The sequence below is a fragment of the Humiphilus diazotrophicus genome (assembly GCF_059726315.1).
The window spans coordinates 1,780,202-1,792,541 of record NZ_AP040870.1; the positions used below are offsets into that span (position 1 = coordinate 1,780,202).

Sequence of the window (12,340 nt, forward strand, 5' to 3'; positions counted from 1 at the left end):
AAATCGAACGACTGAGGATTCGCTGTGATGACCACCCGGCTGGCAGACGCGATATCGGAAACAGTTGGCGGCCGCAGATTGGCAGTCCTCGACGCACCCTCCAATCTGGGGCTTAGGCCTCCGGCACCGGGGGAAGAGCCGGGGGTAAAAGAGATGGCTCGCGTACTCAGGTCCCATGGCTTGCTGCGTCATCTGCATGCTGCCGATGCAGGTACTGTCGTCCCGCCCCAATACTTTGGCAAAATAGACCCGGCCACCAGAGCGCGGAATGTAGCAGAAATTCGAAAATATAACTTACAGCTCGCGGAAAAAATACAGGAACAACTCGCTCAAAGCTTCTTCCCTATTGTCATCGGCGGTGATTGCAGCATTCTGCTTGGAATAGCTCAAGCTCTCCACCGAAGAGGAAGATACGGTTTACTTTTCATCGATGGGCACTCCGACCTGTTAACGCCGGAAACCTCCCAAACAGGAGGAGTCGCAGGAATGGATCTGGCAATTGTCACCGGAATGGTAGCCAATCTAGCGTCAGAACTTGGCATCGAGCAGAATTGCATCAAACCTCAAGATACAGTCGTCTTTGGCTATCGCTGGCCTGAACCAGGAGAGCAAAGTTCCGCCACACCGACTCCGCCATTCACCTCATTGCCATTAGACCGGATTCGCCAACAGGAAATAGCAGCAGCAGCGAAGAATGCAATCACCTATCTGGAAAAATGCGGAGAAGGATTCTGGCTCCATCTAGATGCCGATGTGCTGTCTCCGGAGTGGATGCCGGCAGTTGATTCTCCCGACCCGGGCGGAATGACCCCGGAGGAGTTGCTTATCACTCTTAAAATCGCATTGAGCTCCACACACTGTGTAGGCATGAACGTAACAATCTACGATCCTACGCTCGATCCGGAAGGAAAAGGAGCAAAGCTCCTCGTCAATCTTTTGACAGACAGCTTTGCTCAACTTTAGAACGGTACCCGCAAAATTATCTTCAACTCATCTTTCCCACCAACCTGAGGGCTGGTTTCTTCCCTCCGTTGTCTGCAAGAGGCAAGCGCACTTGAATGGTGGCTCCTCCTCCGGAACGATTGAACGCATGCAGCTCTCCGTTATGTAGTTTCACGGCTCGTTCGGCAATCGCGAGTCCGACGCCGAAGCCTCCGGTATGCGAACTGCGTGCGGGATCGATGCGATAGAACGGACGGAAGATCGCATTGAGTTCACTCTCCGGAATACCAGGGCCATGATCGCTCACTTCGATAATCGCCGAGCGCTTCCCTTGCTCCTGCAAAGTTTTGAGCTTGATTTCAATGGCGGTACCCGTTGCGGTGTATCGAATGGCATTGCGCACAATGTTCTCGATGGCCCGATGCAGCAGTTCCTTATTTCCTAGAATTGTGCATTCCTCATTTGCGGAAAAGACAACAGAACTCTCCCTTTGTTGAGCCTCGTACTTGGCATCGGGAATCATTCGTTCTACTAACTGATTCAGCGAAACAGGAGCAAAATTCTTGATATTCTCAATCGCTTCGAGTGAGGAGAGAGTCAGCAATTGACCAATCAATTGATTCAGCTTCTCCGCTTCCCTTTCAATTCGTTCCAGATGTGACTGCATGGAAGGATTGGCATCTTCTCTGGCCAACTCCAAGGCCACACTAAGTCTCGCTAATGGGGAACGGAGCTCATGCGAAACATCGCGAAGCAAAAGTTGCTGAGCACCGACCAAAGACTCGAGTCTTTCGGCCATATGATTGAAATCCTGAACAAGAGCCTGGATCTCATCCCCTTCAAAGAGGCGGACACGGGAAGCAGGATCAACGACTCTTGTGCTCAAATCTCCCTGAGCTAACGCCCGTGCGGCCGTCCGCAGCCTCACCACCGGACGGGTTACCACAAGCACCAGAACAAAGGTAGTGATTCCACCTACTACAATCGCAACTGGTAATTGGGGTGTGGAGAAATGTAAGAGGTCACGATACCAATTCACTCTTTCCTGTATGTGTGACCGGCTTATCTGAAAAACATACTGCCGTCCATTCGAAGAAACTACTGGCACGCTCCAGACATACTGCAGCCCCACTTGCCGCCCCATAATATGCGAAGGAACCTTACCATCCGGTAACGCCCCCAAGTCGCTTCCGGAATTACATAGATACCCGCCAGAGGCATCCCGCAAAGCAATTGATTGTTCAACCGTGTCGCCGTACTTTCGAAAGGCTTCACAACCACCAGTTTCAAAAGCCTTCAGGGCGTTCTTTGCTTCGTTACGAAAGGTACTATGCAGAGCATCGAAGACAGCCCCGGGACCCTCAAACCGGTGCCGGATAATCAATGCCGTCGAGACCACAAAGATGACACTCTGCGCGATCCAGAAGATGATGAAGACCTTGAAAAATAAGCCACGCATCGTTAGTCCTTTGCTCCCGAATGACCCCGATGAATCACCAGCTGATATCCGATTCCACGAATCGTCTTCACCAAGTCGTCAGAACAGTCATTTTCACTGAGCTTTCGACGCATGCGGCTTACATGCATATCCAAGCTTCGATCAAAGGGATGGAACTTTCTGCCAAGCACATTTTCGGCCAACTCTTCGCGAGTTACGACCTTTCCCGGAGAATGCATCAAGGCTTCCAGTAAGCCGAACTCAACATCGGTCAATTCGACCTTATTGCCATTCTGCAGAACCGTTCTAGCCGCAGGATCAAGCTCCAACCCTTCTACCCGCAGAACGGAGCTCTCACTCTTCGCCTCGGGAGTCCCAGCTCTTCGCAATACTGCCCGCATCCGAGCCAATAGTTCTCGAGGGTTGAATGGCTTAGGGAGATAATCGTCGGCTCCGATTTCCAGACCAACAATGCGATCAACATCCTCACCCCGGGCAGTAAGCAAAAGAACATTTATCGACGAAACCGCCCTGATCCGTTTCAAGACCTCAAATCCGTCCAGTCCGGGGAGCATTACATCCAGAAGAACCAGTGCATAAGGTTTCGCCAGTGCCACCTCCAGGCCTGTATCCCCCCGATGCACAGAGGTAATGCGAAATCCATAGCGGCCCAGATAATCGGTCAGCATCGAGCAAAGCTCAACATCATCGTCAATGAGCAGAATGTCGTCCATTGGTCTATTTCCAGCGTTTCTCTCGCATTTTTGAGCCTACGCTTTCCCCCACAAGAAAGGACCAGCAGAAATGTAACAAATCGTCACGAATGATGCGACACCCCGTTACAAACCTTTACCCAATGTGACCGCATGGATGCCCGAAGTGCAGTCTCCTGAATATGGCTGTTTTGTCAAAGCGAGTGAATTTATGACTAAACGATTCTTTTTCGGGAGCCTATGGATATTGCTCCTCTATTTTGCTTCTGCCGCTACTCTCTTCGCAGAGGTGCAGACAGGTAGCATCCACGGAACGGTTGCCGATCCTACAGGCGCAGTCATTCCCTCGGTTGAGATCGTGGTTTCCAACCATGACGGCTTTTCAAAGACGATCACCAGCGATGCGAGTGGAATCTATTCGACAGATCGCCTGGTTCCGGGCCGGTATTCCATCTCCGTCACAAAAGACGGTTTTGCCACCTTCCAACTGGACAATGTAATGGTCTATGGCGGCAAAACAACGTCTCAAAATATCTCTCTGAAATTGGCTGTCGAGCAGCAACAGGTTACGGTAAATGACCAAGGTTTAAGTCTGGATACAAGCTCCGACAATAACGCCAGTTCTATCGTCATTAAAGGAAAGGCTCTGGATGCTCTCTCCGATGATCCGGACGAGTTGCAGAACGAGCTGAACGCTCTGGCTGGCCCCGCGGCCGGACCAAGTGGCGGGCAAATCTACATCGACGGATTTACCGGGGGACAACTGCCCCCGAAATCGTCAATTCGCGAGATCCGCATCAATCAGAACCCTTTCTCCTCGCAATACGACAAGCTGGGCTACGGGCGTATTGAGATCTTCACCAAACCAGGAACAGACAAATTCCACGGCATGATCATGACCAGTGGAAACGACTCGTCCTTCAATTCGCTGAATCCCTTCGTAACCAATGAACCGCCGTACTACAGCACATTTTTCGCTGGAAACGTAAGCGGAGCACTCACGCAAAAAGCCTCTTGGTTTGCCAACATCTTTCGTCGTGACAACCAGACAAACTCGATTGTGAATGCAGAGCTTCTCGATAGCAATAACAAGTCCTATAACTACACCTTAGCCGTTTCCAATCCGCAGTCACGCCTTAATTTCAGCCCGCGATTCGACTTCCAACTCGCCCCCAACAATACGTTGAGCGTGCGCTATATGTTTGACCGCAGTAAAGCAACAAACAGCGGAGTCTCGCAGTTTGCGTTGCAGAGCCAGGCTTACGACACGCTCAACAAGGAAAACACGATCCAGATAAGCGATACACAGTCTTTCGGCTCGAACGTTGTCAATGAAACACGATTCCAGTACAGCCGCCAAAGAGACAGCCAAGTATCGCGAAGCTCCGCCCCTACTATCACCGTGCAGGAATCATTTACAGACGGTGGAAACAGTATCGGGACAGTTCGAGACAATCAGGATCGCTACGAACTCCAAAACTACACCACCTGGATAAAAGGAAACCATTCTCTAAACTTCGGAACCCGTCTGCGCCTCACTCATGCCTCGAGCTATTCGACTTCCGGATTCAATGGCACCTATACCTATTCTTCGCTAACAGTTCCGAAATCTTCTACAAGCACAGCCACTGAAGTGACGGATAACAGCTACGAATCCAAGAAGCCCGCGCAGTATAGCGTGACAACGGGAAATCCGAGTGCGAGTTTGAATTCTTTCGACGCAGGCTTTTTCCTGCAAGACGATTACAAGCTTAGCTCGAACTTTACAGTTGGCTATGGTCTGCGCTTCGAATCGCAGAACCGGATCAACGACCAGGCGGACTGGGCACCTCGTATTTACTTTGCCTATGCTCCACACTTCGGCGGAAGCACCACGAACAAGACAGTTATTCGTGGCGGCTATGGCTGGTTCTATGACCGGTTTGGATCGTCCTATCTACTCGAAGCGATTCGTTATAACGGAACGAACCAACAGCAATACGTGATCAAGAATCCATCGTTTTATCAAAACGCTCCGTCAGCTTCTGAACTCGCTACGCTCAGCAATGTCGCTCCCACTCTCTACCAGATATCGCCGAAGCTGAAAGCATCTGTGAATATGCAGGCAGCGATCGGGGTTGAACATCAGTTTGGGAAGGTAGCAACGATTGCTGCTACCTACATCAATTCTCACGGAGTCCACCAATACTTCACCAATAACATCAACGCCTACTTGCCAGGGACCTACAACTCAACGACCCAAACAGGTACGAGACCGAATGGCATCAACGAGAATATTTATCAATTCCAATCCGGCGGGATCTATAACCAAAACCAGCTGATGATCAATTACACGATCAGAGCGAAGAAGGTTTCTCTCTTTGGCTTCTATATGTTGAATTACGCCAATGCGAATACCTCCGGGGCAACATACTTCCCCTCCGATCCATACAACCCTAAGGGGGACTATGGCCGTGCCAGCTTCGACGTTCGTAATCGTTTCCTGCTCGGCGGAAACATCCAAGCGCCCTATGGTATCTCCTTCAGTCCGATGATCGTGACGAACTCGGGAACACCCTTCAACATCACGATCGGGCAAGATCTGAATGGCGATAATCAGTTCAATGATCGTCCTGCATTTGCGACTGCATCTACTAGCGACCCGGTCACTACAAAATACGGCACCTTTGATGCGAATCCCGCATGGAACCAGAGCCGCATTCCCTATAACTATGGCAACGGTCCGGGACAATTCAGCACAAACCTTCGCATCAGCAAATCATTCGGTATTGGACCGAGAGTAACAGCGGGATCGAGTGGCTTTGGAATGGGTCCGGGAGGACCGCCTCCAGGAGGTGGTCCTGGTGGTGGCGGACCGGGTGGCGGAGGACTTGGCCCTGGGGGACTGAGCAGAAGTGGTGGACCGCCGAAGCTCGATCAGGAATTGCCCCGTCGCTACACAATGACCTTTGCTGCTATGGGAAGGAATGTCTTTAATAGCGTCAATCTTGCTCAACCGGTTGGCACTCTTAACTCGCCACTATTCGGCAAGTCCAATGCACTCTCAGGAGGATTCTTCTCTTCATCCTCCGCAAATCGCAGTATCGACTTGCAAGTAACATTTAGCTTCTGAAGATACGAAAAAGGCCGCGGCTCTCATGAACCGCAGCCTTTTTCTATGCCTTACAGGTTAGCTACTATCGCTTATTTATTCCGGTCTTCTTTACCCGCTACAGGAAGATTCGCAATAACCGCGCGCTGCCACTTAGCATAGCGATCAAGTGCGCTCTCCGGCTGATTGCTGTACCACGCATAGCCATTCCGACGTTCTTGCGAGAGGTCCTGCACAGCATCATGAATCGTTCGATCCCTGTCTCCAAAGATTGGACGATCCGTTCCGATCTCGTAGTAACGAGCCCACAGAGGCATAGCTCCGGAGACAGGGACGAGAGTGCGTACTCCATTCTGAGGCTTCCAGGCATGATCCCGAATCTCCGTCTTTCTCAACCATGCAGCACCAGCGTTGATGGCCTCTACAATGGAAGCCTTTGGATGACTCAGTCCCATGAGAAATTCCAGGAGGCGAGCACTTTCCGCAGCACTCTCAGCAGGCGGTTCGAAATTTCTTGCCGAGGTCGCCTGCAGGGTTAAAGCGTCATGCTGTTGTGCCCAGGCTGTCTTGTGGCCATTCACGACAATTTGAGTCGACAGGATGCAATCGATTCCCTTCCCGACGCCTTCAGCAGCCTTAGTCCGCAGATCCGCTTCTACGAATCTGTACTGACCACGAGCAATTTGCTGCAACAATTCCAGTACCTGGACCATGGCATCATCGTTATAAGTAATTGCGTCATGGTATCCGCCCTCCAGAGGCCACACCTGAGGCCAACCACCATTCGGGAATTGGGCTTCCAGTAAATACTGCACTCCACGCTCGAAAGAAGCCCGATATCGATCTCCATCCTTCCCTTTCAGCCGGTCTCCCATCCTGCCTAGAAATGCAATCTCCGTAGTCGTCGCATCATTATCGATGGTTGCAATGTAGTGCCACGAAGGCTCCTGAGGACGGTCATAATCCACCCCGCTCAGGAAATTGGAGCCATTCTCGGAAGCCCACAATTCTCCCGGTTTCCGGGCGTGATCTCTCAGGTTGATGTTCTTGCTCCATCCTCCCGATGGCGTCTGAAATGAAACGACAATATCGGCGAGTCGGCGAGCTTCGGCGCTCTCATACCAGATGTCGGGTTCTTCATCTCCTGGAAGACTACGGGCGTTATGCCCAAGAGGAGGAATCAGGGGAGTCTTCTGCCCAGCAGCCTTCAGTTCGGTCTGAAAAGCCGCTTTATCTTCGGCTTTTCGTCTTTCCGACCTTTCCAGATATGCTCCCCAGGCGGCTTGCTGCGCTTGAGGCAAAGTGGCAATTCGAGCTTCGGTTACGGGATAGGAAGGAGTGTTATTTCCGATGACGGATGCTCCAACTGGAATCCCCATCAGCAAGGCAGAAAACAAAAGGCCGGTAATTTTCATATGGTCTGACCAATTTCCAGATCGACTTCTCTGATATCCGGTCCGGATAACGGCTGTCAACGGAGAAATCACCATTCGATATGGCAGAACCATTTTGGCGCTGGCTGCATTTCTTTAGCAGCTACAGGCCAGAAAGAATGATGAAGCCCCGCCAAGGCGGGGCTTCGGACAGCATCCATTGAAGGTCAGACGAACTAGTCGTAGTACTCGAGGCCAAGGTGAGTGATCAGATCCTCGCCCTTGATATGGCGCAGAGTGTTCTTCAACTTCATGGACTGAATAAAGAGGTCGTGCTCTGGATAGAGCCCTTCTGGAGTCATTGGAGACTTCAGGTAGAAGCTCAGCCATTCCTGAATGCCAAGAGTGGACAATTCCGGAGTCCGCTTCGCCAGATCCATGAACAGAACGAGATCCAGGGCGATAGGTGCAGCCAGAATCGAATCGCGGCAGAGGAAGTCAACCTTGATCTGCATGGGGTAACCCAACCATCCGAAGATGTCGATGTTGTCCCAGCCTTCCTTATTGTCTCCACGCGGCGGATAGTAGTTGATCCGAACCTTGTGGAAGATGTCGCCATAGAGATCGGGATAAAGATCAGGCTGCAGGATGTACTCCAGCACGCCCAGCTTGGACTCTTCCTTCGTCTTGAAGGATTCAGGATCGTCCAGAACCTCGCCGTCACGGTTGCCCAGGATGTTAGTGGAGTACCATCCGGAGACACCCAACAGACGAGCCTTGAAGGCCGGAGAAAGAACGGTCTTCATCAGAGTCTGACCGGTCTTGAAGTCCTTGCCGCAGATCGGAGCCGCATTCTGCTTCGAAAGCTCGATCATGGCGGGGATATCGACCGTCAAATTCGGTGCACCGTTTGCGAAAGGAACGCCTTCCTTCAGAGCCGCATAAGCATAGATCATGGAAGGAGCAATGTTGATGTCGTTCTCTTCGAGACCCTTCTCAAAAGCGGCGATCGTCTGGTGCACAGGAGCCTGTTCCAGGAAGATCTCGGTCGAACCACACCAGATCACTACAACGCGTTCCACCGTCTTCTTAAAGGCCTGAATGTCAGCACGAACCTGGTCAGCCAGATCCTTCTTATTCTTGCCCTTCTTGACGTTGGTACCATGCAGGCGCTTCACATAATACTGATCGAAGACAGCGGGCATCGGCTTAATGGTTTCGAGGAAGGGCTTGATCTTCTCAAGTAAATCCTTCTCCAGAACCTTGGCGTTGCTGGCAGCTTCGTAGACGTTGTCCTCATAGATGTCCCAGCCGGTAAAGACCATGTCATCCAGAGAGGCCAGCGAGACGAAGTCCTTAACGAGTGGGGCATTGTTATCGGTTCTCTTGCCGAGCCGAATGGTTCCCATCTGGGTCAGGGAGCCAATCGGTTTGGCTAACCCTTTGCGCACGGCTTCTACGCCGGCGATAAATGTAGTGGCTACGGCCCCCAGGCCTACCACCATCACTCCAAGTTTGCCCTTTGCGGGCGCAATCTGTGATCCGGCAGCTACCTTCTGGCCGCCGTCCTTGGAATTTGCCATTGCTTACTGATCCGTCCTCTCTCGCTATGTAAATAGTTAAAACTTAAGGTCAATGCAATTGCATAGTCTCTTCTCTTTGTCTCGACTTGGCAAACCAGCTGAGCCCAACCGCAAGAAAGTGACCTTTAACGGTCGCTACGCTTCACTCGACCGTTGGCGATTCTTCAAATGAGACCACAGGAAAAATGCAAATCCGGCCACAAGTAGGACGACAATCACCATATGAAACCGGTGGAAAATCTCCTGAAACCGGGGATCTGTATGCCATCTCTCTCCCAGTTTTTGTCCTGCATAAGCCAGCGCGTAGCACCAGGGCCAGGAACCCAGGAACGTATAGAGGTGGAAACGCCACTGCGGCATCTTGGCAATACCGGCGGGTAGAGCAATGAATGTACGAACCACGGGAAGTAAACGTCCGAGAAATACCGTAACTGAGCCGTATTTTTCGAAGAATTTGGTTGTGCGATCCAAATCGTGGTTGCTCAAAAGAACATAACGTCCGAAGCGTTCCACCAGCGGTCGGCCGCCATAAGCTCCAATCCAGTACGCAATCCAGGAGCCCAGGTTGCAGCCAATTGCTCCGGCGGTAGCGGCCCATACAAGATTGAACCGGCCGGTGAAGACCAAGTAGCCGGAAAACGGCATGATGATTTCCGAGGGGAGCGGAATACACGCCGATTCAATCCCCATCAGCAATGCGATCCCGAAATAACCAGAGGTTGAAATCACATTTGTGATGAATACGAAGAGAATTGCTAATATTTTTTCCGTCATTCAGCTTTCGAGTATAAACGGCAGCTAAGAAGCGGGTAGCAGAACTCCGGTCACGGAATAATGGATTCTGCTGACCAGTTCATAGCCGACCGGAGTTTAGCTACCCGCTTTATCAGCTGCCCGCCTCTTGGCTGCTTTTCCGTATCAACAAGTGAAACAGAAACTCTCGACCTGCCAATTTCAACCATTTGAACGAAATATGGGGTCATCTGCTAGTAGACTCATTGGCAGCATGATCGTGCGTACCCTTCTCTTGATATCTACTCTTTCTCTTCTCCCCAGTGTGGGAGTCGCCCAAGGCACTCACCTATGGACACAGTCGCATTTTGACGATCTCGAAAAGGGTCAGCCCAAGCAGATAGCCATCTCCAGCGACGGACATTTGCTCCCTGGACCAGATCTCAAGGAAGTGCTGACGACTCCATCGACCTATGTCTGGAGCGTGGCAGCTGGCTCCAATGGCACAGCGTTTCTAGGTACGGGCTCGCCTGCAACCTTGCTTCGCGTCCAGGCGGATGGAAAATCCACCACTCTTTTCGAAACGAAGGATCTGAGCGTACAGGTCGTTCGCACCAGCAAGGATGGCTGGGTATACGCTGCTACGCTTCCCAGTGCCAAGGTTTACCGCTTCCGCGCGGATGCCAGCGACAAAAAGACCGATGAGACGGCACAACTGATCTTCGATCCATCCAAGACCGACGAAAAGCCGAAGTACATCTGGGACATGACCTTCGACTCAGAAGGAAGGCTCTATCTGGCAGCCGGAGGCCCGGGCGGCGTCTATCGCATCAACCCTGCCCAAACTGCTGCAAAAGCTGAATTGTTCTTCAAAAGCGATGAGCCCCACATCCGTTCTTTGGCCTTCGATCCTCAGGGAAATCTGATTGCAGGATCGGAAGGAAGCGGCCTGATTTATCGGATCGACAAGAAGGGAGAGGGCTTCGTTCTCTTTGATGCCCCCAAACGTGAGATCACAACCGTAGCAGTCGATACGGACGGCACAATCTATGCTGCCAACGTTGGGGACAAAACACGCAATCCCTTACCGCCATTGCCCGTCCAGGGAGTGGCAGTCGGTACTGTCACCATTCTCCAGCCGGGGTCGATTCACAACTTCACCAGCACGGGAATCATTGCAGATGGCTCCGAGATTTATGTCATCAAGCCCGATGCGGCTCCACGGCAACTATGGTCGAACCATGAAGACATCGTCTATGGACTCAAGCCGACGAAGAATGGCCTGCTCGCCGTCACAGGCAATCACGGACACATCTTTCAGATTCAGCCTAACGGCGATTTCACCGATATCGCTCATATGGAAGCCTCTCAGGGCGTCGCATTCGTAGAAGAGCCCACCGGCTACCTCATCGGAACAGCCAATACCGGCAAGCTATACCGCATGAGTGCTGCCCCTGCAGCAGAGGGCACCTACCAGAGCGACATCTTCGACGCGCATGTTTACTCGCACTGGGGAAGAATTGAGGCAGAAACCAACGGACAGCCTGGCAGCTTCCAACTCTATGCCCGTAGCGGCAATGTGGAAAATGCCAATCGGGGCTGGAGCGACTGGAAGCTGGTCGAAAACGGTCAAATCACTGCTCCTTCCGCCCGCTTCGTTCAGTGGAAGGCTGTTCTGCACGCTGGAGCATCCTTAGGGGAAATCGGCATTAATTTCCTGCCTGTCAATGTAGCGCCATCTCTCGATGAAGTCGTAGTTGTCCCGGGAGCCCGCATCAACTCACAGGCAGCATTAGCTGTTACACAACCCAATACGGTTACCATCAGCCTGCAGCAAACAGAGCGGAACACCATCAATTTCCCCTCCAATCCTGCAAACCAACCGCTTACCGGTGTTAAGGATAAGACCGCTGTCACGGCCCGCTGGGCAGCACACGATGACAATGGAGATGAACTGACCTTCGATCTCTACGTCCGTGGCGATAAAGAACAGAATTGGCAGGTACTCAAGAAAAAGGTCTCCGAACGCTTCTACAGCTTCGATGCCGCGCAGATTCCAGACGGAGGATACCGGTTGAAGGTAGTTGTCAGCGATGCTCCGTCGCACACCCCGGGTGAAAATCTGACTGATGAGAAGACCAGTGACCGCTTTATCGTGGACACTACACCTCCAGCATTAGGAACTCTCGCAGCCAGAATGGAAAACGGAAAGATTCACGCAACCTTGACTGCGACCGATGCCACCTCACCTATTGCACATGCAGAGTATTCTGTCGATGCGGGACCATGGCAATATCTGGAACCGGTAGGCAAAATCTCGGACAACCTACAAGAGCACTATGATTTCTCGGCCCCTTTATCTCAAGAACAGGGAAAGGAGCCCCCTCAGTCGGAACACTTGCTGACCGTCCGCGTCTACGATCGGTATGAAAACATGGCCGCGGCCAAAACAACGGTGAAGTAAGTTC

General features: G+C 51.8%; 8 protein-coding genes. 3 read left to right on the top strand and 5 right to left on the bottom strand.

Features of this window, described 5'->3' with window-relative positions:
- Window positions 1-27: 27 nt before the first annotated feature.
- On the top strand, window positions 28-963 hold the full coding sequence (locus AC6I7T_RS08560; protein WP_497794576.1) for an arginase family protein: 936 nt from the start codon (window positions 28-30) through the stop codon (window positions 961-963).
- 22 nt (window positions 964-985) lie between these two features.
- Here the strand turns inward: AC6I7T_RS08560 and AC6I7T_RS08565 are convergent, their stop codons facing one another.
- Window positions 986-2,401 carry an ATP-binding protein gene (locus AC6I7T_RS08565; protein ID WP_497792941.1) on the bottom strand — a complete coding sequence of 472 codons (1,416 nt, stop codon included), beginning with the start codon at window positions 2,399-2,401 and terminating at the stop codon, window positions 986-988.
- A 2-nt stretch (window positions 2,402-2,403) separates the two neighbouring features.
- Complete coding sequence (locus AC6I7T_RS08570) at window positions 2,404-3,114, bottom strand: response regulator transcription factor (protein ID WP_497792942.1); 711 nt, start codon at window positions 3,112-3,114, stop codon at window positions 2,404-2,406.
- Between the two features lie 190 nt (window positions 3,115-3,304).
- Between AC6I7T_RS08570 and AC6I7T_RS08575 the strand changes: the two genes are divergently transcribed.
- Window positions 3,305-6,205 carry a TonB-dependent receptor gene (locus AC6I7T_RS08575; protein ID WP_497792943.1) on the top strand — a complete coding sequence of 967 codons (2,901 nt, stop codon included), beginning with the start codon at window positions 3,305-3,307 and terminating at the stop codon, window positions 6,203-6,205.
- Window positions 6,206-6,276: 71 nt separating this feature from the next.
- Here the strand turns inward: AC6I7T_RS08575 and pelA are convergent, their stop codons facing one another.
- The 3 genes from pelA to AC6I7T_RS08590 form a co-directional block, all read right to left on the bottom strand.
- Entirely contained in the window at window positions 6,277-7,599 is a 1,323-nt protein-coding gene (gene pelA / locus AC6I7T_RS08580) for a pectate lyase (protein ID WP_497792944.1), read from the bottom strand.
- A gap of 194 nt (window positions 7,600-7,793) precedes the next feature.
- A complete protein-coding gene (locus AC6I7T_RS08585; RefSeq protein WP_497792945.1) occupies window positions 7,794-9,140 on the bottom strand; it encodes an inositol-3-phosphate synthase in 1,347 nt (448 codons plus the stop codon).
- Between the two features lie 135 nt (window positions 9,141-9,275).
- Complete coding sequence (locus AC6I7T_RS08590; RefSeq protein WP_497792946.1) at window positions 9,276-9,914, bottom strand: DedA family protein; 639 nt, start codon at window positions 9,912-9,914, stop codon at window positions 9,276-9,278.
- A gap of 232 nt (window positions 9,915-10,146) precedes the next feature.
- Between AC6I7T_RS08590 and AC6I7T_RS08595 the strand changes: the two genes are divergently transcribed.
- Window positions 10,147-12,336: a hypothetical protein gene (locus AC6I7T_RS08595; protein WP_497794577.1), complete on the top strand. Its 2,190-nt coding sequence runs from the start codon at window positions 10,147-10,149 to the stop codon at window positions 12,334-12,336.
- The last annotated feature ends 4 nt before the right edge of the window (window positions 12,337-12,340 follow it).

Bases quoted from the DNA above. Each gene is read 5' to 3' on its own strand.
- AC6I7T_RS08570 (WP_497792942.1), bottom strand. From the start codon at position 3,114: ATGGACGACATTCTGCTCATTGACGATGATGTTGAGCTTTGCTCGATG.
- AC6I7T_RS08565 (WP_497792941.1), bottom strand. From the start codon at position 2,401: ATGCGTGGCTTATTTTTCAAGGTCTTCATCATCTTCTGGATCGCGCAG.
- pelA (WP_497792944.1), bottom strand. From the start codon at position 7,599: ATGAAAATTACCGGCCTTTTGTTTTCTGCCTTGCTGATGGGGATTCCA.
- AC6I7T_RS08585 (WP_497792945.1), bottom strand. From the start codon at position 9,140: ATGGCAAATTCCAAGGACGGCGGCCAGAAGGTAGCTGCCGGATCACAG.
- AC6I7T_RS08575 (WP_497792943.1), top strand. From the start codon at position 3,305: ATGACTAAACGATTCTTTTTCGGGAGCCTATGGATATTGCTCCTCTAT.
- AC6I7T_RS08595 (WP_497794577.1), top strand. From the start codon at position 10,147: ATGATCGTGCGTACCCTTCTCTTGATATCTACTCTTTCTCTTCTCCCC.
- AC6I7T_RS08590 (WP_497792946.1), bottom strand. From the start codon at position 9,914: ATGACGGAAAAAATATTAGCAATTCTCTTCGTATTCATCACAAATGTG.
- AC6I7T_RS08560 (WP_497794576.1), top strand. From the start codon at position 28: ATGACCACCCGGCTGGCAGACGCGATATCGGAAACAGTTGGCGGCCGC.